The sequence below is a fragment of the Lelliottia sp. 489 genome, assembly GCF_050435885.1.
GTDB classification, from domain to species: Bacteria; Pseudomonadota; Gammaproteobacteria; order Enterobacterales; family Enterobacteriaceae; genus Enterobacter; species Enterobacter nimipressuralis.
This window is the reverse complement of sequence record NZ_JBNDLC010000001.1, coordinates 933,627-955,503: the sequence shown is the minus strand read 5'-3', so window position 1 is coordinate 955,503 and position 21,877 is coordinate 933,627. Positions and strand designations below refer to the sequence as shown.

The window sequence follows — 21,877 nt, the reverse complement described above, 5'->3', positions numbered from 1 at the left end:
GTTTACGCGTACAGGAGGAGTCTTTCTGTACGCGTTGTTGCGTCAGTGAGTAGCTCAGGATTTTCCATTCTCACCAGTCGCCGTAAGGGTAGGTTTTACCTTTGATAAATTCAGGTGTTTCACCAAAGTAGGCATATCCATTCGGATGTTGTGTGATTCCTTTACACCCGTCCAGCTTATCCCCAGACAACGTCGTTATCTTTTTCGGCTCCACAGGTAAATTATCCCCGCTACCGCTGTTTTGCAGCCAGATTCGAACCTTTCCTCCTGGAGCAAGACCAAACAGTAATGAATTATACCAGGCTTTGTTTCCCTGTCTGTCTACCCCTGTGGATGTGCTCATTTTTTCCCTGAGAGAGTCTGAAAAAATAATCCTTGTTTCGTAACTCCTTTTATCGATGACCGAGTCCCAGCAAAAAAGAAAAGCAACAGGAGGGTGGCGAGCTTTATTGAACTGCGCGTGTCTTCCCACTTTATTATTCCATGTTCCCACTGTGAGATAGCTGTCTTCGACATTATCAAGGGTTCTAAATGAGTAGAGGATTTTTTTATCATCGATAATGCCAACATAGGTAACATCGGCTGGTAAAGCTTTAGGGGTGAAAAATGAAAACTCCCACATCCCGTATGGCATTGCGCCTGTTTCTTCTGGCGATGTTGCTCCACCATTATGACAACCTGACATGGTGAGTAGTAATGAGAATAGAGGCCACTTCGCGCATTTCATATTTTATTGCCGTCCATATCGTATGTTGTCCGTAGCCATTTTTCGTCGGGCCTGTTTACGAAGCCAATCGTCTCAGAAATTGACGCCCCGCCATGAAACCTTCCATTACGATCAAGCGTAATACTGTTCCAGTTTGCCGAGCAGTGGATATAGTTTTTAGCAATAAAGTCAGCTTCTGATGCCGTGAAGAAAGACGTCGATTTACTTAAACGCGTCGCTTTACTGAATGTAATAGCTCTATCACAAAGGGGCATAAGTTCTACAGGAAGAGCGTATTCAGGTTTAGTTGAATCGATCGGCTTAAACACCACACCCGCATCCTGCGCAGCATCGATCATTACCCGCAGCACCACCTTCGACCAGTCGTTCTTCACTATCCGTTTTTTCATTGTTAGAGCAGCAAATGCGCGCTTCTGCATCCCGTCTCTTGGATGGACGGGCATTCTCGTGTCCTCCCAGGCGTCAGCTGTAATGTCATTAGTGCGAATGAGCGGAGCCGCGACCGCAGAGGATTCGAGTATCGGTAACTGTTCCATGGCATGTCTGTAAGTTCGCGTATCCGCCAGCGGGGTATCCAGCGGCACTGTGACTGCTTCCGGTCGGGTCAGGTAGATGTTTTCCCGTGTTGCAGGCAGGTAGCCGCCGCCAATATCGGAATGCGCGCCGGGCAGAGCCAGCTCCGGCCACGCGGGTTGCACGCTGTTCAGGGCGAAGTTAAAGCGGCACTCGTGCTGCGCCGTGATATGGAAGACTTTCTCCGCCACGCCGGGACGCAACACGATATTCACGTCACCGGTATTCGCTGTGTGCGGGTTGAGACCATTTTGCGGTGTTCCAATGGCGGCGACGGTATCGAAAATACCGATAAATCGCGTTTTCCCGGCCGGTGCGCCAGCATACTCGACATCATTCATTCCGTAGCGAATCGCATTGATAATGTCCCGATCTTCCGTCTGAATGCGATTGGCAAAGTGGCGTGCCGCCGCTGCGCCGCGACTAAATCCGAAGATATCGAATCGGAGTTCAGTCACTTTAAGTGAGGGTACGGACACAGTCTTAGCAACTTCAACGAAAAACTTATTTATCGCCTCTGCAATCTGCTTCACCGCAAGGTCCGTTTTCGCGATCACCCCCGTATCGGCCACGCCTAAACTCAGGCCAATCATGCTGTCCGGTCTGCCGGCTTCGGTGCCGATCCCCTCCACATAAATGGCCGCCTGCGCCTGCCCTGATTCAATGGGGAGATCTGTTTTGTACAACGTATTTAACCAGTGAATATTGGTATACCCGCCGGTATAGCTGGTGGCCCCTGTGCCGGAGACGCCCATCTGCTCCTGCGCCATGCGGGCAAGGATGCTTTCTGCATCCGGATCAGAAATGTCAAAGTGCGCGGCGGTACAGGCCGCGAGCATGTTTTGCGTGTTCACGGCGTTATTACCGGTTCCATCAAAAAAAACACCGAGCGTCAGGGTAATATTGCGTTTTTCAGGTTGTTTTATTTCATCGGGTGGAAACAGTTGGTTATAGGCGTCAGGCAGGAGCAGATTGCTGAACTCTGTATTCGCAATAAGATGTTTACTGCGAATATATTCATAACTGACAGTGATACTTTCCGTATCCAGACTGTCTTTCTTATGCGAGCTGGATATCCCCTGAATCGACGCCCCGCGCAGTTCGATATGATAATATTTTTCCTGACGGCCGAAGCGGTTAGTACGGTAATAATCAAAACTGAGCCGCAGTTTTTCATTCTCATTAATGGCGGTGGTCAGGAGTGGCGAGCTTTTGTCGGTGGGTTTGGTGAAGCGCAGGCCCTGGTGATGCACGCCGCCAGCGGTGCTGACGCTGCTGGAGGAGAGCTGATAAACCAGAATTTCGTTTTCATGGCGGTACTGAAAGCGATTACCAATAGATTTTTCTGTTCCACAACCTGCGGATATTTCCCCCTGACGCTCACCCGTCAGCGTTAAATAGATAACGTTGCTCACTTAATGATGTCCTTATCATTATTTAAAAAAATATATTGCGACAATTAATAATGTGGGTGAGAAGTGTAGTCTTTTAATTAATTCAATATCACTGTTGATGTCATGGAATCAGAAAATAATTATCACTTGATTGAGTGAGATAAAAATGCGGAGCAAGAAGAGGAAAAAACTGTCGGGAGCGAATCCCCCGACAGTATGGCGAGAATGCAGTTACTCGACAGTCATCACACGCGTAGTGTTCGTTGAGCCGATGGTGCTCATTACATCGCCCTGAGTGACAATCACGATATCACCAGAGACCAGATAGCCTTTATCGCGCAGCAGATTGACGGCATCGTTGGCGGCGGCAACGCCGTCATTGGTGCTGTCGAAGTACACAGGCGTCACGCCACGGTACAGGGCTGTCAGGTTCAGAGTGCGCTCATGACGCGACATAGCGAAGATTGGCAGGCCGGAGCTGATACGGGATGTCATCAGCGCGGTGCGACCAGATTCGGTCATGGTGATGATCGCGGTGACACCTTTCAGGTGGTTCGCCGCATACATGGCAGACATGGAAATCGCTTCTTCCACGTTATCGAACTGAATGTCCAGACGATGTTTAGAGACGTTAATGCTTGGGATCTTCTCAGCGCCCAGACACACGCGCGCCATCGCCGCAACGGTTTCAGCAGGATATTGGCCCGCTGCCGTTTCAGCAGAGAGCATTACCGCATCGGTACCGTCCAGCACGGCGTTTGCCACGTCCATCACTTCCGCACGGGTTGGCATTGGGTTGGTGATCATCGACTCCATCATCTGAGTCGCAGTGATCACGGAGCGGTTCAGTTGACGTGCACGACGGATCAGCGCTTTCTGAATGCCGACCAGTTCCGGGTCACCGATTTCAACCCCCAGATCGCCACGGGCAACCATCACCACATCTGACGCGAGAATCACATCGTCCATCGCTTCCTGGCTGCAGACGGCCTCTGCACGCTCAACTTTCGCGACAATGCTCGCGTCGCAGCCTGCATCACGCGCCAGACGGCGAGCGTAGTTCAGGTCTTCGCCGCAGCGCGGGAAGGAAACGGCCAGATAGTCGACGCCAATCTGCGCGGCAGTGATGATGTCGGCTTTGTCTTTTTCGGTCAGGGCTTCAGCGGAGAGGCCACCGCCAAGTTTATTGATGCCTTTATTGTTGGAGAGCGGGCCGCCAACGGTCACTTCGGTGAACACTTTCATGCCCTGAACTTCAAGCACTTTCAGCTGTACGCGACCATCATCAAGCAGCAGGATATCGCCCGTTACCACGTCAGCAGGCAGACCTTTATAGTCAATACCCACACGCTCTTTATCGCCTTCGCCTTTACCCAGGTTGGCGTCGAGGAGGAATTTATCACCGATGTTAAGGAAAACTTTGCCTTCTTTAAACGTCGAGACGCGGATCTTAGGACCCTGCAGGTCGCCGAGGATAGCCACGTGACGTCCCAGTTTTGCCGCGATCTCACGGACCTTGTCTGCACGTAATTTGTGATCTTCTGGCGTCCCGTGAGAGAAGTTCATGCGTACCACGTTGGCGCCCGCGGCGATAATTTTCTCGAGGTTATTATCGCGGTCAGTTGCCGGACCTAAGGTGGTAACGATCTTGGTTCTGCGAAGCCTTCTGGACATGTAATACTCCGTTGACTGAAACAACTTTGGTGTTGCGTGAACATAGATTCGGTGCTGTGTAGAAATTACCGAATACCGAAAAAAGTAACAACCTTATAACAACATTTAGGGTACATCGCCCTTAATGAGCAATTCTTTATCAAAACGCGATTCCTTGAGCGCTTCTTTGACACGCTTCAAGTTATCTCTGAATTTCGCGCCACGACGCAGCGTAAAACCCGTGGCCAGCACGTCGATGACGGTTAATTGCGCAAGCCGCGACACCATCGGCATATACATGTCGGTATCTTCCGGCACATCCAGCGTGATAGCGAGCGTTGATTCTCGCGCCAGCGGCGTGCCCGCGGTGGTGATCGCAATCACCATGGCATCGTTTTCACGCGCCAGCTGCGCCAGTTCCACCAGGCTTTTGGTCCGACCGGTGTGAGAGATCAGCACTACCACGTCATCTTCGTTACAATTCATACAGCTCATGCGTTGCAGCACAATGTCATCAGAGTAGATGACCGGGACATTGAAGCGGAAAAATTTGTTCATCGCATCGTGGGCAACCGCGGCGGAAGAACCCAGCCCGAAGAAGGCGATTTTTTTCGCCTGGGTCAGCAAATCGACAGCGCGATTGAGTGATGCTTTATCCAGCGATTGCCGCACATGGTCGAGCGTCGCCATTGCCGATTCAAAAATTTTGCCGGTATAGGCCTCTACGCTGTCGTCTTCATCGACATTGCGATTTACATAGGGCGTGCCGTTTGCCAGACTCTGGGCCAGATGCAGTTTAAAATCGGGAAAACCGCGCGTCTCAAGACTGCGACAGAACCGGTTGACGGTAGGTTCACTGACCCCCGACTCCTGCGCCAGAGCGGCGATGCTGGAATGGATGGCCTGAGTGGGCGAGGCGAGAATTACTTCAGCCACTTTACGCTCGGATTTGCTAAGGTGTTCCAGTTGAAACTGGATTTTTTCCAGCATGTTCATGATGACAAGACACTCATGGGTGGAAGCGATTTCATAAATTGATGAAATCGTGATTCGAATTAGGAAGAATATACCCCTCTGACCTGGTCAAAGGGTAATGAACAACAGCAAATGTTGTTGTTTTTTTTCATTACTTGATCGCGGTCGGGTTTTGACAACGACCCGGCGGCACAAAGAATCAACGAATTTGTGGTCATTGCTGTCACTGAAGCGTGCAATCATCGAAAAATCGCGTTATCGCACGCGACGTTAAGCGCTAATGGTTTCGGGAATGACGTAAAAGCAGTACAGTGCATTGTAATAAAATTACAACGATATTCTGGCAAAAGCACCAGGATATCCAACTGAGGAGAATGACATGGCGGTAACGCAAACAGCCCAGGCATGTGACCTGGTCATTTTCGGCGCGAAAGGCGATCTTGCACGCCGTAAATTGCTGCCTTCCCTGTATCAACTGGAAAAAGCAGGCCAGATCCACCCGGACACTCGCATCCTGGGTGTGGGCCGCGCTGACTGGGATAAAGACGGCTACACCAAAGTGGTGCGTGAAGCGCTCGAAACGTTCATGAAAGAGAAAATTGATGAAAGTTTGTGGGATGCGCTGAGCGGTCGTCTTGATTTCTGCAACCTGGATGTTAACGACACCTCTGCGTTTGGTCGTCTCGGCGAGATGCTGGACCAGAAAAACCGTGTGACCATTAACTATTTCGCGATGCCGCCAAGCACCTTCGGCGCCATCTGTAAGGGCCTTGGCGAAGCCAAACTCAACGCCAAACCGGCGCGCGTAGTGATGGAAAAGCCGCTGGGCACCTCGCTTGCGACCTCTCGTGAAATTAACGACCAGGTGGGCGAATACTTCGAAGAGTGCCAGGTCTACCGTATCGACCACTATCTCGGTAAAGAGACGGTACTGAACCTTCTGGCGCTGCGTTTTGCGAACTCCCTGTTTGCCAACAACTGGGACAACCGCACCATCGATCACGTGGAAATTACCGTGGCCGAGGAAGTGGGCATCGAAGGCCGCTGGGGTTACTTTGACCAGGCCGGTCAGATGCGCGACATGATCCAGAACCACCTGCTGCAAATTCTCTGCATGATCGCCATGTCTCCGCCGTCTGATCTCTCAGCGGATAACATTCGCGACGAGAAAGTGAAAGTGCTGAAATCTCTGCGCCGTATCGATCGCTCGAATGTGCGTGAGAAAACTGTCCGCGGTCAGTACACCTCCGGTTTCGCGCAGGGCAAAAAAGTCCCTGGCTATCTGGAAGAAGAGGGCGCGAACAAGTCCAGCAACACCGAGACTTTCGTGGCGATCCGTGTCGATATCGACAACTGGCGTTGGGCGGGAGTGCCGTTCTATCTGCGCACCGGTAAACGTCTGCCGACCAAATGCTCTGAAGTTGTGGTCTATTTCAAGAACCCGGAGCTGAACCTCTTTAAAGAATCCTGGCAGGAGCTGCCACAGAACAAGCTGACGATCCGTCTGCAGCCTGATGAGGGCGTGGATATTCAGGTGCTGAATAAAGTGCCGGGCCTGGATCACAAGCACAACCTGCAAACCACCAAACTGGATCTGAGCTACTCCGAAACCTTCAACGAAACGCACCTGGCCGATGCTTACGAGCGTCTGCTGCTGGAAACCATGCGTGGGATTCAGGCGCTGTTCGTACGCCGCGACGAAGTGGAAGAAGCCTGGAAGTGGGTCGACTCCATTACTGAAGCCTGGGCTGCCGATCAGGATGCGCCAAAACCGTATCAGGCAGGTACCTGGGGACCGGTTGCGTCCGTGGCGATGATCACCCGCGATGGCCGTTCATGGAACGAGTTCGAGTAAACCAGTAGCTAATCCAAACGGGTTATTTTACCGGTAACATGATCTAACACAGATTGTGGCACAATTTTTAATCATTTAAGCTCCACGTGGATTCACCCGTGGAGCTTTTTTTATTACACTGGCTGAAGCGATTTTGCCCCCGAGCTACGGACTGCAAGCGTTTCAGCCTTGTTAATACAAGCGATTCATCTTGTTAACTCCCGAGCCTGGACAGATAAATTAGAGGAGCTTTTATGAATCCTGTATTGTTACGCGTAACGCAACGCATTGTTGAGCGCTCAAAAGAGACACGTTCTGCCTACCTCGCCCGCATCCAGCAGGCGAAGACCGACACGGTACATCGTTCGCAGCTCGCCTGCGGTAACCTGGCCCACGGTTTCGCCGCCTGCCAGCCGGACGATAAAGCCTCGCTGAAAAGCATGCTGCGTAACAATATTGCGATCATCACCTCCTACAACGACATGCTCTCCGCACACCAGCCGTACGAACACTACCCGGAAATTATTCGCAAAGCGCTGCACAGCGCTAACGCGGTCGGGCAGGTGGCGGGTGGCGTACCCGCCATGTGCGACGGCGTAACCCAGGGCCAGGATGGAATGGAACTCTCTCTGCTGAGCCGCGAAGTGATCGCCATGTCTGCAGCCGTGGGCCTGTCCCATAACATGTTTGACGGCGCCCTGTACCTCGGCGTGTGTGACAAAATTGTCCCGGGCCTGGCGATGGCTGCGCTCTCCTTTGGTCATCTGCCTGCGATTTTTGTGCCGTCAGGCCCAATGGCGAGCGGTCTGCCAAATAAAGAAAAAGTCCGTATCCGCCAGCTGTATGCCGAAGGCAAAGTGGATCGTATTGCCCTGCTGGAAGCCGAAGCCGCGTCGTATCACGCCGCGGGAACCTGTACGTTCTACGGCACCGCCAACACCAACCAGATGGTGGTGGAATTCATGGGCATGCAGCTTCCGGGTTCCTCTTTCGTACAGCCAGATGCTCCGCTGCGCCAGGCGCTGACCGAAGCCGCTGCGCGTCAGGTCACGCGTTTGACCGGCAACGGCAACGAGTGGATGCCGCTCGGCAAAATGGTGGACGAAAAAGTGGTGGTGAACGGGATTGTTGCCCTGCTGGCAACTGGCGGTTCAACTAACCACACCATGCACCTGGTGGCGATGGCACGCGCGGCCGGTATTCTGATTAACTGGGATGATTTCTCTGAGCTGTCTGAAATTGTGCCGCTGATGGCGCGTCTCTATCCGAACGGCCCGGCGGATATCAACCACTTCCAGGCGGCGGGCGGTGTGCCCGTGCTTATCCGTGAGCTGCTGAAAGGCGGCCTGCTGCACGAAGACGTCAACACCGTAGCCGGTTTTGGCCTGCAGCGTTACACCCTGGAGCCATGGCTGAACGACGGCCAGCTCGACTGGCGCGAAGGCGCGCAGAGTTCTCTCGACGCACAGGTTATCGCCACGTTTGCGAAGCCATTCTCACATCACGGCGGCACCAAAGTGCTGAGCGGCAACCTGGGTCGCGCGGTGATGAAAACCTCCGCTGTGCCTGTTGAAAACCAGATTGTAGAAGCCCCTGCGGTGATTTTTGAAAGCCAGCACGACGTGCTGCCTGCGTTCGAGGCTGGCCTGCTGGACAAAGACTGCGTCGTCGTGGTTCGTCATCAGGGACCAAAAGCGAACGGCATGCCAGAATTACATAAACTTATGCCACCACTTGGTGTATTATTGGACCGCTGTTTCAAAATTGCGTTGGTCACCGATGGACGACTCTCTGGCGCATCAGGTAAAGTGCCATCAGCGATTCACGTCACCCCCGAAGCCTATGACGGTGGGTTACTGGCGAAAGTACGCGATGGCGATATCATCCGCGTCAACGGCCAGACAGGCGAGCTGACCCTGCTGGTGGATGAAGCCGAACTGGAAGCCCGTAAGCCGCATATTCCTGACCTGAGCGCGTCGCGTGTGGGAACAGGGCGCGAAATGTTCAGTGCACTGCGCGAGAAACTCTCCGGTGCTGAGCAGGGCGCAACCTGTATTACGTTTTAAGACGACAAGAATTATCGATCTGGCGAGAGAAAAACACTGATGAAAAACTGGAAAACAAGTGCAGAAGCAATCCTGACAACTGGCCCGGTAGTGCCGGTTATCGTGGTGAATAAACTGGAGCACGCTGTCCCAATGGCGAAAGCGCTGGTTGCAGGTGGAGTTCGTGTGCTGGAAGTGACGCTGCGTACCGCCTGCGCGATGGACGCGATTCGCGCTATCGCAAAAGAAGTGCCGGAAGCGATTATCGGTGCCGGTACCGTGCTGAACCCACAGCAGCTGGCGGAAGTGACCGAAGCGGGTGCACAGTTCGCAATCAGCCCAGGCCTGACTGAGCCACTGCTGAAAGCGGCAACCGAAGGCACCATTCCGTTAATCCCGGGTATCAGCACCGTGTCTGAACTGATGCTGGGTATGGATTACGGCCTGAAAGAGTTCAAATTCTTCCCGGCTGAAGCTAACGGCGGCACCAAAGCTCTGCAGGCGATTGCAGGTCCGTTCTCTCAGGTGCGTTTCTGCCCGACTGGCGGTATCTCTCCGGCGAACTACCGTGACTACCTGGCACTGAAAAGCGTGCTGTGTATCGGTGGCTCGTGGCTGGTTCCGGCCGATGCGCTGGAAGCGGGCGACTGGGATCGCATTACTAAGCTGGCGCGCGAAGCTGTGGAAGGCGCGAAGTAATTTTTGCAGTGGCGGGTGTGAACCCGCCCGACAAAACCGAAAATACTGGCCGGGCAAACATGTGTTGCCCGGCTTTTTTTATGCTTTCACACTCACGGCTTGCGCCGCACTGACCGCCCGCTCAACCGCTGTTTCCACGCTATCGCCGGTGGCTAACGCCACGCCCAGACGACGGGTTCCGTCGATTTCGGGTTTACCAAACAGGCGCAGTTGCAGACCCGCACCGACAGCGGCATCCACATTACCAAACGTGACATTCTGGCTGGTCAGCTTGGGCAAAATCACCGCAGAGGCCGCCGGACCATACTGACGAATCCCGCCCACCGGCAGCCCCAGAAACGCGCGAACGTGCAGGGCGAACTCCGAGAGATCCTGGGAAATCAGCGTCACCATCCCGGTGTCGTGAGGACGCGGAGAGACTTCGCTGAAAATAACCTCATCGCCGCAGACGAACAGTTCCACGCCAAACAGACCGTAACCGTCCAGCGCCAGCACCACTTTGCGGGCAATCTCCTGCGCGCGCTCCAGCGCCAGCGCGCTCATCTGCTGCGGCTGCCAGGATTCACGGTAATCGCCGTCTTCCTGACGATGGCCAATGGGATCACAGAAGTGAACACCGTCAACGGCGCTGACTGTCAGCAGGGTGATTTCGAAATCAAACTTCACGACGCCTTCGACGATGACGCGCCCGGCGCCCGCGCGGCCACCCTGTTGAGCATAGTCCCACGCCTTATCAAGCGTGGTTTCGTCGCGGATAAAGCTCTGGCCTTTACCGGAGGAGCTCATCACCGGCTTAATGATGCACGGGTAACCAATTTGTTCGACGGCTTGCAGGAAATCCGTTTTTCCATCGGCAAAACGATAGCTGGAAGTCGGTAGCGCCAGCTCTTCGGCCGCCAGGCGACGAATGCCTTCGCGGTTCATGGTCAGTTTGGCTGCGCGGGCACAAGGCACCACACGCTGACCTTCCTGCTCAAGGGCGATAAGCGTGTCGGTGGCAATCGCTTCGATTTCCGGGACCACAAAGTCAGGCTTTTCCTGTGCAATCAGCGCGCGAAGTGCGTCGCCATCGAGCATATTGATGACATGCGCGCGGTGCGCGACGTGCATTGCCGGTGCATTCGCATAACGATCGACGGCAATCACTTCAATGCCGAGACGCTGGCACTCAATGGCCACTTCTTTTCCCAGCTCGCCAGAACCCAACAGCATGACGCGCGTCGCAGATGGACGCAAAGCAGTTCCTAAAAGAGTCATCATATCCCCCCTAAAAAAGTTGCGCGCAGTATAAACGAAAACGTTTGCGTCTGTCTTCCACCAGGCGCAGATGTCCTGAGCGCAGGGGGAAATTTGCGCTTCTTTAGTGCGGGCAGACATTTCCTGACATCGCCTCGCATAGGCTGTAACCATAACGAACCGTAGAGTGAGGAATATTATGTCAGGCTGGTTGAATCAACTGCAGTCCATGTTAGGTCAGAAAGCGTCGTCGTCCAGTGAGCAAGGACTGAGCAAGCTGTTGGTGCCGGGGGCGCTCGGCGGGCTGGCGGGTCTGCTGGTCGCCAATAAATCCTCCCGCAAACTGCTGGCGAAATACGGCACCGGCGCACTGCTGGCGGGCGGCGGGGCAATCGCCGGAACGGTTTTGTGGAACAAGTATAAAGACAGAGTACGCACTGCCCATCAGGACGAGCCGCAGTTTGGTCAACAGGCCTCGTCGCTGGATGTGCGCACTGAACGGCTGATCCTGGCGCTGGTGTTTGCCGCCAAAAGTGACGGTCATATCGACGATAATGAACGCGCCGCCATCGAACAGCAGATGCGGGAAGCGGGCGTCGAGGCGCAGGGGCGGGCGCTGGTGGCGCAGGCGATTGAACAACCGCTCGACCCGATGCGTCTGGCGCAGAGCGTGAAAAACGAGGAAGAGGCGCTGGAGCTCTATTTCCTGAGCTGTGCGGCCATCGATATCGATCACTTTATGGAGCGCAGCTATCTGAACGCGCTCGGCGACGCGCTGAAAATTCCGCAGGACGTACGCGACGGGATTGAACAGGATATTAAGCAGCAAAAACAGGCATTACCGGGCTAGTAATATTCGGCGGTTGTCACGTTTCGCTTGCATCGTGCGTGTGTTTTGCCACCCTTATAGGGTGTAAAACCAAAAAGAAAAACTGACATGCTGCCAAAAGCCCGACGCATTCCCAAAGCGATCACCACCCATGGTGATACGCGCATCGATAATTACTACTGGCTGCGGGACGACGATCGCTCGCAGCCAGAAGTGCTTGATTACCTGCATCAGGAAAATGACTACGGTCGAAAGGTGATGTCTTCACAGCAGGCGCTTCAGGACAGCCTTCTCGGTGAAATGGTGGCGCGCGTGCCACAGCGCGATATTTCCGCCCCCTGGACTAAAAACGGCTACCGCTATCGCCATCTCTACGAGCCGGGCAGTGAGTATGCGATTTACCAGCGTCAATCGGTGCTTAGCGCCGAATGGGATGAGTGGGAGACGCTGCTCGATGCCAATCAGCGCGCGGCGCACAGTGAGTTCTATACGCTCGGTGGGCTAGGTATTTCGCCTGATAACACCATTATGGCGCTGGCAGAGGATTATCTGTCACGCCGCCAGTACGGTCTGCGGTTTCGTAATCTGGAAAGCGGAAACTGGTATCCGGAAATGCTGGATAACGTCTCGTCTGATTTTGTCTGGGCGAACGACTCCGAAACCGTCTATTACGTTAAAAAGCATGCCTCAACGCTGCTGCCTTATCAGGTATGGCGGCACACGGTGGGCACATCTTCAGGCAACGATGAGCTGGTGTACGAGGAAAAAGACGAAACCTTCTACGTCAGCCTGCATAAAACCACTTCGCGCCACTATGTGATTATCTCGCTGGCCAGTGCGACGACCACCGAAGTCTTGCTGCTGGACGCGGAACTGCCCGACGCGCAGCCGCTCTGTTTCCTGCCGCGCCGCAAAGATCACGAGTACAGCCTCGACCATTTCCAGCACACCTTCTACCTGCGCTCTAACCGCGAGGGCAAAAACTTTGGCCTGTATAAAACCAAAGTGCGCGATGAACGCAAATGGGAAATGCTGATCCCGGCGCGCGAGCAGGTGATGCTCGAAGGTTTCACCCTGTTCACCGACTGGCTGGTGGTGGAAGAACGCCAGCGAGGGCTGACCAGTATTCGCCAGATCAACCGCAAAACCCGCGAAGTGGTGGGCATAGCCTTTGACGATCCGGCCTATGTCACCTGGATTGGCTACAACCCGGAGCCGGAGTCGTCGCGGCTGCGCTACGGCTATTCGTCGATGACCACTCCCGACACGCTGTTTGAACTCGATATGAATACTGGGCAGCGGCGCGTGCTGAAACAGGCTGAAGTGGCAGGTTTCGATGCCAGCTGCTATCGCAGCGAACACCTGTGGATCACCGCGCGCGACGGCGTGGAAGTGCCGGTGTCGCTGGTGTATCACAAAGATCATTTCCACAAGAGTAAAAATCCGATGCTGGTGTACGGCTACGGCTCGTACGGTGCCAGCATGGACGCAGATTTCAGCAGCAGCCGGCTGAGCCTGCTCGACAGGGGATTTGTCTTCGCCATTGCCCATGTGCGCGGCGGCGGCGAGCTGGGGCAGCACTGGTACGAAGAGGGGAAATTCCTGAAGAAGAAAAATACCTTTAACGACTATCTCGACGTGTGCGACGGGCTGATTGCGCAGGGTTACGGCGATCCGCACCTGTGCTTTGGCATGGGCGGCAGCGCAGGCGGCATGCTGATGGGGGCGGTTATTAACCAGCGTCCCGAGCTGTTTAAAGGCATCGTCGCGCAGGTGCCGTTTGTCGACGTCGTCACGACCATGCTCGACGAATCCATTCCGTTAACCACAGGTGAATTTGAAGAGTGGGGCAATCCGCAGGACGAAACCTATTACCGCTATATGAAGGAATACAGCCCCTACGACAACGTCGAAGAGAAAGCCTATCCGCACATGCTGGTGACGACGGGCCTGCACGATTCGCAGGTGCAGTACTGGGAACCGGCAAAATGGGTGGCAAAACTGCGGGAGCTGAAAACGGACGATAATCTGCTGCTGCTGTGTACGGATATGGATTCCGGCCACGGCGGGAAATCGGGGCGATTTAAATCTTATGAAGGGGTGGCGCTGGAGTATGCCTTTCTGATTGGCCTGGCGCAGGAGACGCTGCCAGGCCATGTTGCGACTGATTAAGCGTCGTCGAGGTAGTGACGAAGCGTAAGGCGCAGCTCCGGGCTCATGCGGTCGAGGTTATTGTATAACCAGCGCAGATAGCCCGGATCGCGCTCAGCCACTTCGGACACCGGTTTGCCGCGGTATTTACCAAAGGTAAACGTGGTCAGCAGCGCCGGACGGCCGGTAATGGTCGCCATATCATCCGGCGTCCAGCCGGTGGTATTCATGATATCAATGAGCAACGCCGCCGTGATATAGCAGTCATACAGGGCACGGTGGTGGTGCAAACCTTCCGGCGTTTTCACACTGAGCTTACGGGATTTATACAGCGCCATATTGCTGTATTTAATCCCCGGCCACGCCCGACGCGCCAGTTTCATGGTGCAAATCCACTCGCCTGGCATCTCCGGCAGCACGCGCCGGTCGAAACTGGCGTTATGTGCCACGTACCACTGGCTGCCGAAATAGTTCGGGATGACATCCTCAATCCAGGGTTTGTCGGCCACCATCGATTCTGTGATGCGGTGGATAGCCATCGCCTGCGCGCTGATAGGGCGGTCAGGCCGAACCAGATGGCTCATGGGATTGACGATCTGTCCGTCAATAACGTCAACAGACGCCACCTCTACAATCCCGCCCTGAAGGTCACAGGTTTCGGTGTCGATTACACGCAGCATGGCTCACTCCTGGCCGTAAAAACGTTAGCGTAATGGAATGATATCACCTTGCCAACCCTGCTTACCCCATGTTCCGGTTAATAACAGCTCGCCCCGATCCGCGCGAACAATGAGCTGGCCGCTCGAATCCCACAGCGCGCTGTGCCCGTCTGAATTCGCCATCAGTACCGTGATCGCATATTTATGGGCAAAGCGTTGCAGGCGGTTGATAGCGTCTCGCCAGCGCGTTTCGCCTACCGCCTGGCTGCAGGTATACAGCGCAGCCAGCGGATCGATATTCAGCAGCTCCGTTTTCCCCTCAACAATCGTCAGCTGCGGATCGCCGGGGATCAGACACGCGCCGCTGCCCTGCGGGTAACGCATGGGCTGGCGTTGATTAGGGCAAAAGAGCGCCAGACCTTTCTTACGTGCGCCGTCGGTATCAAGGGTAATACCTGCAATCACCGTGATTGCCAGGGCGTGCGCGGCGTCAACTAGTGGCAGCAGGGCCTGTTCGCTGGGCGGTTCGGGTAAGGTGGTGTTATCTGTGGCAGGGCCGGTCAGTGAAAGCTCAGGGAAAACCAGCAGATTGCACTGCTGGCGGGCAGCAGCGTCGATAAAGCGAAGATGATGCTGCATGTGGGCATCGATGCAATTATGCCGGGAGGCATACTGCGCGGCGGCAATATTCCATTGGGACATCGTGACTTCCTTATACACTAGTCGCAGGGTTATTGATAATACACCTGAATACTTCAGGGTTTTCTTATCCTGCCATAATCCATGTAAGGAAATGTAACGACGCGCCGGGTTTACTTAACTTTAGGTTCGTACGGCAAACGCGACAGGGTCACGGATTTCAGGCGATGGGCGATCAAGCGCTCGCGAAACCAGTCGCGCAAATGAGGGGGTTGTTCGCGCTCAACCACTTCGGCGATCACCGGCATGTTATAGCGCTCTTTAAATGCCACGCCCGCAGCGGCGAGATCGACATTCACTTTGTCCATCTCATCCTGGGGGAGGGTAGCCAGATTAATGTTCATTGCCTTCTCCTGTTTATGCGGCGCCAACGTTACCGCGGTTACCCTGCGTTGACAAGCCTGCGCAGGATCGTCCTCGACTCCGATATTATACAGCGTTATCCTCTGTCATATAGACATAACCAAAAGGAATGATTGATATGGTATTCACCGCATCCCGCGCGGCTTGCGCTCTGGCATTTCTGCTTTCCGTCGCAACGGCTCCTGCTGCACTGGCTCATGCCCACCTGAAACATCAGTATCCGGCCGCCGATGCGGCGGTGACGGCTGCGCCGCAGGCGTTGACGCTCAATTTCTCGGAAGGCATCGAACCGAAATTTAGCGGCGTGTCGATCACCGGCGATAAACAGCAGGTCGTTAAAACCGGTGTCGTGAAGCGCGCAGAGAATGACAATACCCAGCTGATTGTTCCCCTCGAACAGGCATTAACGCCGGGGACCTATTCCGTGGACTGGCATGTCGTTTCGGTCGACGGCCACAAAACCAAAGGCAGTTATCACTTTAGCGTGAAATAACATGCTGGCGTTCAGTTACGTCGCCCTGCGCTTTATCCATTTTGCGGCGCTGATGCTGATTTTTGGCAATGCGTTTTACAGCGCGTGGCTGGCTCCCTTTTCCCTGCAACGGCTGATGACGCGCCGCTTCCAGTGGCAGCAAAAGATCGCGGCGCTGGTGAGTTTGTCGGCGGCGCTGCTGATGCTGGCTGTGCAGGGCGGGCTGATGGGCGACGGCTGGGGCGATGTTATCCAGCCGCAGATCTGGCACGCAGTGGCCAGCACCCGCTTTGGCGGCGTCTGGCTGTGGCAAATCGTCTTTGCGGTCCTGACCGCTTGCGCGGCCTGGATCGCACCCGCGAAAAGCGCGCGCCTGCTGCTGTTGCTTGCTATCGGCCAGTTTATTTTGCTGGCGGGAGTCGGCCATGCGGCGATGCGTGATGGAGTTGCGGGGATCGTGCAGCGCCTGAACCACGCAGTCCATCTGCTCAGCGCAGCCACCTGGGTGGGCGCATTACTGCCACTCGTCTTTTGTATGCGGCTGGCGAAAGGGCGCTGGCGCGTTCCGGCTATCTATACCATGATGCGTTTTTCCCGCGTGGGACATTATGCTGTGGCGAGTGTGATCCTGACCGGGGTCATCAATATGCTGCTGATCCTCGGGCTGAACTGGCCGTGGCGCACGGAATACGGGCAACTGCTGTTGTTGAAATGTGCGCTGGTGGCGATGATGGTGGTAATTGCGCTGCTGAATCGGTATTTTCTGGTGCCACGATTTCGTCCTGAATCGGGGCGCGAACAACAATTCTTTATCTGGATGACACAGGCTGAGGTGGTTCTGGGCGCGCTGGTGCTGGCAATCGTCAGTCTTTTCGCGACCTGGGAGCCTTTCTGACAAGGTTTAAAACGTATGAAAAAAACAGTCCTTTCTCTCGTATTGCTGGCGTGCGCCGGTTCCGCGTTTGCCGCCCCGCAGGTGATTACCGTGAGTCGCTTCGAGGTGGGTAAAGACAAATGGGCCTTTAACCGTGAAGAGGTGATGCTGACCTGCCGTCCGGGCCATGCGCTGTACGCCATCAACCCGAGCACGCTGGTGCAGTATCCGCTGAATGACGTCGCCGAGAAGCAGGTCGCCAGCGGCAAAAGCAACGGTCAGCCTATCAGTATCATCCAGATTGACGACCCGCAAAACCCGAGCCAGAAGATGAGTCTTGCACCCTTTATCGAGCGAGCTGAGACGCTGTGCTAGTCTCTGCTTTCCAATAAAAAAACCGCAGTCTTCTTACAGGAAGTACTGCGGTTTTTTCGTTTCAGGATGCTCGAACGTGAAATTTTCTGGCCACTTTTGCTGCGGACTGGAAAACCTGGCGTCGTCATCTATTCTTAAAGTGTCAGGCGACTTGAGCCTGCATTAATGCCAACTTTTAGCGCACGGCTCTCTCCCAAGAGCCATTTCCCTGGACCGAATACAGGAATCGTATTCGGTCTCTTTTTATCTGCATGAAAGTAAAAGTCTTTTCCTGCTCTCACTCATGACAGATGAGGAACGTCCTGCGCCTCTGATTTAACCATACCACAATCAGACGGGCGAAAGTCCAGCGCTTTTTGGCGGTTTTGTTAAATTTTTGTGCGAAGGCGAACGCCACCACACAGATTAAAAGCGAGCGTTAATCGCATCGGCAATTTCATCCAGCAGGCCAAAACGGCGGCGATATTCTGCGCGTTTTTTGCTGGCAATCTCTTCCAGAGATTTACGCTCCATCTGCAGCGGCAACTGCCAGCGGAAGCTGGAGACTTTCTGTCCGTCGATAGAGGCCCAGAATTCGTCGTAGCTGGCGTGGAAATGACGGCCTTTGCTCAGGCGATAGCGCAGGGCGCGGAAGACGTGCCCTTCGTCGCTGACGCCGTAAATGGATTTTATATCGCTATGAGCGGCGAGGTTAAAAATGACCTCCATCAGCACCCGTTTCGGGAACAGGCCGTGGCAGGCGCGGGTCGCTTTCTTGATCGTTTCACGCGTCACTCCGCGACGTGGGCCTTGCAGTCCACCAACGACCAGCGCCGAATGCTCGCCCTCAGGAACCACGCTGAAGGTCAGGCTTGCCAGCAGGGTGTCCTCTTCATCACGCAGCCACAGCGTGCTTTCACCTTCGCGCTCCGCTTTGCTGGCGGATGAGGCATAAACGCTGTAGCGCGCGTCATCTTTGGCCTGGAAGTGAACCACCGGCTGAGCCACCGGATGAGTGAACGCATTGGCCAGACGGGTATCCGGCAGGGCATCGATCCACTCATAGTGGCGGACGATCGCCTCGGCACGCTGATTAGCATTTATCCCGCGCGTCAGGTACTGACGATGGGTTTTGCTCGGCAGGGTGACCTGCGCTGCCAGCAAACGGTCAAAATCGGCGCGATGAGCCAGCGCACTTAGCATGCGGTTTGTCGAAGACCAGAACAGCAGTGAGCGCAGAAAGAACTTAATCCGATAATCGCGCTTTCTCCAGATTGGGCCAGGGATAAGCTGACCCGTTGTCAGAGAGGAAATAATATTGGCAGGCTGTGCCTCTGGCACATCAATTTGCAGGCTGGTGTTCGACACGATGGTGACCTCTTAAGAATTCTGATTCTATTCTAAGGGCCAGGATGTAACGATTTAAGAGTTGCTAAACCTTTATTTCGGCTTCGTTTAATTTCGATTGAAGTTAGCAACATTATGACGCCAGATCCCGAAAATCGGGTATTCGCTATACTTCTTTATGGAGGGGCTATGTACCAAATACTTGATGGTCAACAGTGGCGTCATATCTGGGTCGTGAGCGACATTCATGGTTGCTACCACCCGCTTATGGATGAATTAAAACAGCGCCATTTTAATCCCTATGAGGATTTACTTATTTCGGTGGGCGACCTGATTGATCGCGGGCCGGAGAGCGTTAAATCTCTGCAACTCATACGCGAAAAATGGTTTCGCGCGGTGCGGGGGAATCATGAGCAAATGGCGATTGACGCGCTCAGTAATAACGATTTTGCTCTCTGGACCCTCAATGGGGGTATATGGTTTTCCCGTCTGACGAACCCGCAAAAATTAGACGCCATTGCATTGCTCGATGCGTGCCGGCAATTACCACTAATTATTGAAATAATCTGCACCCGCGGGATAAATGTGGTGGCTCATGCCGATTACCCAGCGGACACTTATCTTCGCGGTAAGCCCGTCAGTCAGCACCGTGTGCTGTGGGATCGCTCGCGGTTAACGGGCCTGATGGCGGGCAAAGGTGAAGGGATTAGCGGCGCGGATCATTTCTGGTTTGGTCACACGCCGCTTGCGAAGCGCTGTGATTTCGACAATATGCACTATATCGACACCGGCGCCGTGTTTGGCGGCACGCTGACGCTCGCCCAGCTCCAGTAGCTAAAAGTCACTGTACTCCTGAGCCGGTGTCCAGAAGCTATCGATAAACTCCTCGACAGGGTAACAACCGCCGTGACGAATTCGCTGCTCTTTTTTCGAGGCAACACACTGCATCTCGGTGTTGTAGACATCAATCACGATGTCGTCGCAGCCGCCGTCCAGGTAACAAACAAACAGTACCAGTGCGAACATCTCATCCTCTGAATCTGGCTTCCGAATGGTTAGTGTAGGGGAGGATTTGTCGCAGGGGAAATCGAGGGGCATAAATAACCCGCCTTCGGGCGGGTTCTATTGGCATCAGGCAAGGCGCATGACCCAGGCATCGGACTGCTGATCGTAATGTTCACGGTATAGCACGGAATGTTCGCCATCCAGGATAGCCGGAATGCTGGTGTCAGCGTCCCAGGCATCAAGCTGCATACATAAATCGGGATCGGATTTACAGGGAATGGTTAACGTTCGATCGCCCTGATTATCGCCGCGCAATTCTGCATCGTCGATCTCAAAAGCGCCAATACGCACGCTGGTTTTCGTCATAATGCTCTCCGCAGGTTTGCTGAAAATCTGGTACGACCAGTGTTGTCGCCCATTTTTCAGCGTAGTGCAGGAGAGCAAAAGTGCCAGTGAAAATGTGCTGTTTTTTAATCGCTGAGATCGTTACCGGTAAACAGGCGACCATCGCGAACCAGTTCACGCGGGTAGCTGTTCTTCAGGCGTGAGCCGACTTTCTTCGCCAGACCCAGCGGGAAGCCCTGATAAGTGACGATCATTTCGTCAGTCGGTGGCGTCTGTTCCGGATAGACGTCGCGGCCGCGATACCACTCTTCTGCCTCTTTGTGGGTCAGTTCAAACGTATTGTCGCTACCGGCGAGGGCGATAACGGCCTCATGCTGCCAGCGATAGCCTTTGTTATGCACTTCGGCCAGGCGCATGCCGATACGGGAGAAGCGCACTTTGCCAATCAGCGGTTCGATCTCGACCGGGAAGAGCCAGATCTCTTTGTCGCGCTGCCACAGGCGAAGGTTTTCCTCCCAGTGAAGGCCGACTTTTTGTGCCGCTTCGGTAATCTGCGCGGTTTCACGGCCCTTCAGCGGGGCGAACGGGAAATTGCCAACTTTAAATTTAGGTGCCGGTAAGGCGTCGATCGCCGCTGTTTTACGCAGTCGCGCGACGAAAAACCCTTCGCAGTCGAAAATCTGCGGGAACACGTGCAGGAAACCTTCGGGAGTCAGCGCCGCTTTGGCATCCTCGAAAAGCGCATTCAGCGGCAGGAATTCGACGGCCTGCGGATACTGCTCTTTTAGCCACAGGCACACGGATTCGTTTTCATCGCGGTTCAGGGTGCAGGTGGAGTAAATCAGTGTTCCGCCCGGGCGCAGAGCATGAAAGGCGCTGTCAATCAGCTCGCGCTGGGTGGCGGCGATCTCAAGATTGCTGGCGACAGACCAGTTTTTAAGCGCATCGGGATCTTTACGCACCACGCCTTCGCCCGAGCACGGGGCGTCCAGCAGGATGGCATCGAAAGATTCTGGCACGGCGGCACCAAAGACACGGCCATCGAAGTGGGTCAGGGCGACGTTGCTGATCCCACAGCGGCTGATATTCGCGTGCAGAACTTTTACCCTGCTCGCCGAAAACTCATTGGCGAGAATTGCGCCCTGATTACCCATGCGGGCGGCGATCTGTGTGGTTTTAGACCCTGGTGCGGCCGCCACGTCCATCACGCGCAGTGGCTGATTTTCGTCGGCAAACAGCGCGGCAACGGGCAGCATAGAGCTGGCTTCCTGAATATAAAACAGCCCGCTTAGATGTTCGGCGGTGCTTCCCAGCGGCAGGGCATCTTCGTCATCACGCTCAATCCAGAATCCTTCCGCACACCAGGGCACCGGCGTCAGTTGCCAGCGGTAGGGCGAAACCAGTGCCAGGAAATCGGCCACGCTGATTTTAAGCGTATTGACGCGGATGCTGCGACGCAGCGGACGCTGGCAGGCGGCGATAAAATCATCCATTGAGAGATGAGCGGGAAGTGCCTCGCGCATTTGCGCCAGGAATTCGTCAGGAAGAAAAGCAGAATGTTGAGCCACGGGCGTACCACAGGGAGTAGATAAGGCGCGCAGTGTACCATAAAGGCTCCGGTGCGTTGACACCGGAGCTGATGA

The 21,877-nt window shown here is 54.6% G+C and carries 21 protein-coding genes; 9 read left to right on the top strand and 12 right to left on the bottom strand.

Annotation, left to right across the window (positions count from 1 at the left end; genetic code table 11):
• Window positions 1–70: 70 nt before the first annotated feature.
• The 4 genes from ABIE11_RS04830 to ABIE11_RS04815 form a co-directional block, all read right to left on the bottom strand.
• A complete protein-coding gene (locus ABIE11_RS04830) occupies window positions 71–727 on the bottom strand; it encodes a DUF2931 family protein (protein WP_102103981.1) in 657 nt (218 codons plus the stop codon).
• Window positions 724–2,715, bottom strand: a complete 1,992-nt coding sequence (gene tssD, locus ABIE11_RS04825) for a type VI secretion system tube protein TssD (protein WP_429184072.1) — start codon at window positions 2,713–2,715, stop codon at window positions 724–726. The genes ABIE11_RS04830 and tssD overlap by 4 nt, the downstream gene beginning before the upstream one ends.
• 210 nt (window positions 2,716–2,925) lie before the next feature.
• On the bottom strand, window positions 2,926–4,368 hold the full coding sequence (gene pyk / locus ABIE11_RS04820) for a pyruvate kinase (protein WP_100779785.1): 1,443 nt from the start codon (window positions 4,366–4,368) through the stop codon (window positions 2,926–2,928).
• Between the two features lie 105 nt (window positions 4,369–4,473).
• The gene (locus ABIE11_RS04815) at window positions 4,474–5,343 is read right to left on the bottom strand and encodes a MurR/RpiR family transcriptional regulator (protein ID WP_100779786.1); all 870 of its coding nucleotides are present in this window, start codon (window positions 5,341–5,343) and stop codon (window positions 4,474–4,476) included.
• A 358-nt stretch (window positions 5,344–5,701) separates the two neighbouring features.
• Here ABIE11_RS04815 and zwf point away from each other — a divergent pair, with 358 nt between their 5' ends.
• The 3 genes from zwf to kdgA all read left to right on the top strand — a co-directional run bounded on the left by zwf (window position 5,702) and on the right by kdgA (window position 9,900).
• Window positions 5,702–7,177 (top strand): glucose-6-phosphate dehydrogenase, encoded by a 1,476-nt coding sequence (zwf, locus tag ABIE11_RS04810; protein ID WP_100779787.1) that lies wholly within the window; start codon window positions 5,702–5,704, stop codon window positions 7,175–7,177.
• Between the two features lie 233 nt (window positions 7,178–7,410).
• Window positions 7,411–9,222, top strand: coding sequence for a phosphogluconate dehydratase (gene edd / locus ABIE11_RS04805; protein WP_100779788.1), 1,812 nt, complete (start codon window positions 7,411–7,413; stop codon window positions 9,220–9,222).
• 39 nt (window positions 9,223–9,261) lie between these two features.
• Window positions 9,262–9,900, top strand: coding sequence for a bifunctional 4-hydroxy-2-oxoglutarate aldolase/2-dehydro-3-deoxy-phosphogluconate aldolase (gene kdgA, locus ABIE11_RS04800; RefSeq protein ID WP_102103979.1), 639 nt, complete (start codon window positions 9,262–9,264; stop codon window positions 9,898–9,900).
• Window positions 9,901–9,978: 78 nt separating this feature from the next.
• Here the strand turns inward: kdgA and purT are convergent, their stop codons facing one another.
• Window positions 9,979–11,157 carry a formate-dependent phosphoribosylglycinamide formyltransferase gene (purT, locus tag ABIE11_RS04795; RefSeq protein ID WP_429184273.1) on the bottom strand — a complete coding sequence of 393 codons (1,179 nt, stop codon included), beginning with the start codon at window positions 11,155–11,157 and terminating at the stop codon, window positions 9,979–9,981.
• Window positions 11,158–11,335: 178 nt separating this feature from the next.
• Here purT and ABIE11_RS04790 point away from each other — a divergent pair, with 178 nt between their 5' ends.
• Both ABIE11_RS04790 and ptrB read left to right on the top strand, forming a co-directional pair.
• Window positions 11,336–11,986, top strand: coding sequence for a tellurite resistance TerB family protein (locus tag ABIE11_RS04790; RefSeq protein ID WP_102103977.1), 651 nt, complete (start codon window positions 11,336–11,338; stop codon window positions 11,984–11,986).
• Window positions 11,987–12,073: 87 nt separating this feature from the next.
• Window positions 12,074–14,137 (top strand): oligopeptidase B, encoded by a 2,064-nt coding sequence (ptrB, locus tag ABIE11_RS04785; protein WP_429184071.1) that lies wholly within the window; start codon window positions 12,074–12,076, stop codon window positions 14,135–14,137.
• Here ptrB and exoX read toward each other — a convergent pair.
• The 3 genes from exoX to ABIE11_RS04770 all read right to left on the bottom strand — a co-directional run bounded on the left by exoX (window position 14,134) and on the right by ABIE11_RS04770 (window position 15,818).
• Entirely contained in the window at window positions 14,134–14,796 is a 663-nt protein-coding gene (gene exoX / locus ABIE11_RS04780; protein WP_100779793.1) for an exodeoxyribonuclease X, read from the bottom strand. The genes ptrB and exoX overlap by 4 nt on opposite strands.
• 24 nt (window positions 14,797–14,820) lie before the next feature.
• Window positions 14,821–15,477 carry a nitrilase-related carbon-nitrogen hydrolase gene (locus ABIE11_RS04775; protein WP_429184070.1) on the bottom strand — a complete coding sequence of 219 codons (657 nt, stop codon included), beginning with the start codon at window positions 15,475–15,477 and terminating at the stop codon, window positions 14,821–14,823.
• A 110-nt stretch (window positions 15,478–15,587) separates the two neighbouring features.
• The gene (locus ABIE11_RS04770; protein WP_100779795.1) at window positions 15,588–15,818 is read right to left on the bottom strand and encodes a DNA polymerase III subunit theta; all 231 of its coding nucleotides are present in this window, start codon (window positions 15,816–15,818) and stop codon (window positions 15,588–15,590) included.
• A gap of 137 nt (window positions 15,819–15,955) precedes the next feature.
• On the opposite strand from ABIE11_RS04770, the gene yobA reads away from it, so the two are divergent.
• The 3 genes from yobA to ABIE11_RS04755 are packed head-to-tail and all read left to right on the top strand — an operon-like array spanning window position 15,956 to window position 17,558.
• Window positions 15,956–16,330 carry a CopC domain-containing protein YobA gene (gene yobA, locus ABIE11_RS04765; RefSeq protein WP_429184069.1) on the top strand — a complete coding sequence of 125 codons (375 nt, stop codon included), beginning with the start codon at window positions 15,956–15,958 and terminating at the stop codon, window positions 16,328–16,330.
• A gap of 1 nt (window position 16,331) precedes the next feature.
• Complete coding sequence (copD, locus tag ABIE11_RS04760; RefSeq protein WP_429184068.1) at window positions 16,332–17,204, top strand: copper homeostasis membrane protein CopD; 873 nt, start codon at window positions 16,332–16,334, stop codon at window positions 17,202–17,204.
• A 15-nt stretch (window positions 17,205–17,219) separates the two neighbouring features.
• Window positions 17,220–17,558 (top strand): YebY family protein, encoded by a 339-nt coding sequence (locus ABIE11_RS04755; RefSeq protein ID WP_100779798.1) that lies wholly within the window; start codon window positions 17,220–17,222, stop codon window positions 17,556–17,558.
• A gap of 405 nt (window positions 17,559–17,963) precedes the next feature.
• Here the strand turns inward: ABIE11_RS04755 and ABIE11_RS04750 are convergent, their stop codons facing one another.
• Complete coding sequence (locus tag ABIE11_RS04750; RefSeq protein WP_429184067.1) at window positions 17,964–18,905, bottom strand: VirK/YbjX family protein; 942 nt, start codon at window positions 18,903–18,905, stop codon at window positions 17,964–17,966.
• Between the two features lie 168 nt (window positions 18,906–19,073).
• Here ABIE11_RS04750 and pphA point away from each other — a divergent pair, with 168 nt between their 5' ends.
• Entirely contained in the window at window positions 19,074–19,718 is a 645-nt protein-coding gene (gene pphA / locus ABIE11_RS04745) for a protein-serine/threonine phosphatase (protein WP_429184066.1), read from the top strand.
• Here the strand turns inward: pphA and ABIE11_RS04740 are convergent, their stop codons facing one another.
• The 3 genes from ABIE11_RS04740 to rsmF all read right to left on the bottom strand — a co-directional run bounded on the left by ABIE11_RS04740 (window position 19,719) and on the right by rsmF (window position 21,802).
• Window positions 19,719–19,910 carry a YebW family protein gene (locus tag ABIE11_RS04740; protein WP_100779801.1) on the bottom strand — a complete coding sequence of 64 codons (192 nt, stop codon included), beginning with the start codon at window positions 19,908–19,910 and terminating at the stop codon, window positions 19,719–19,721.
• A 105-nt stretch (window positions 19,911–20,015) separates the two neighbouring features.
• Window positions 20,016–20,255 (bottom strand): YebV family protein, encoded by a 240-nt coding sequence (locus ABIE11_RS04735; RefSeq protein WP_100779802.1) that lies wholly within the window; start codon window positions 20,253–20,255, stop codon window positions 20,016–20,018.
• Window positions 20,256–20,359: 104 nt separating this feature from the next.
• On the bottom strand, window positions 20,360–21,802 hold the full coding sequence (rsmF, locus tag ABIE11_RS04730) for a 16S rRNA (cytosine(1407)-C(5))-methyltransferase RsmF (protein ID WP_429184065.1): 1,443 nt from the start codon (window positions 21,800–21,802) through the stop codon (window positions 20,360–20,362).
• Window positions 21,803–21,877: the final 75 nt, after the last annotated feature.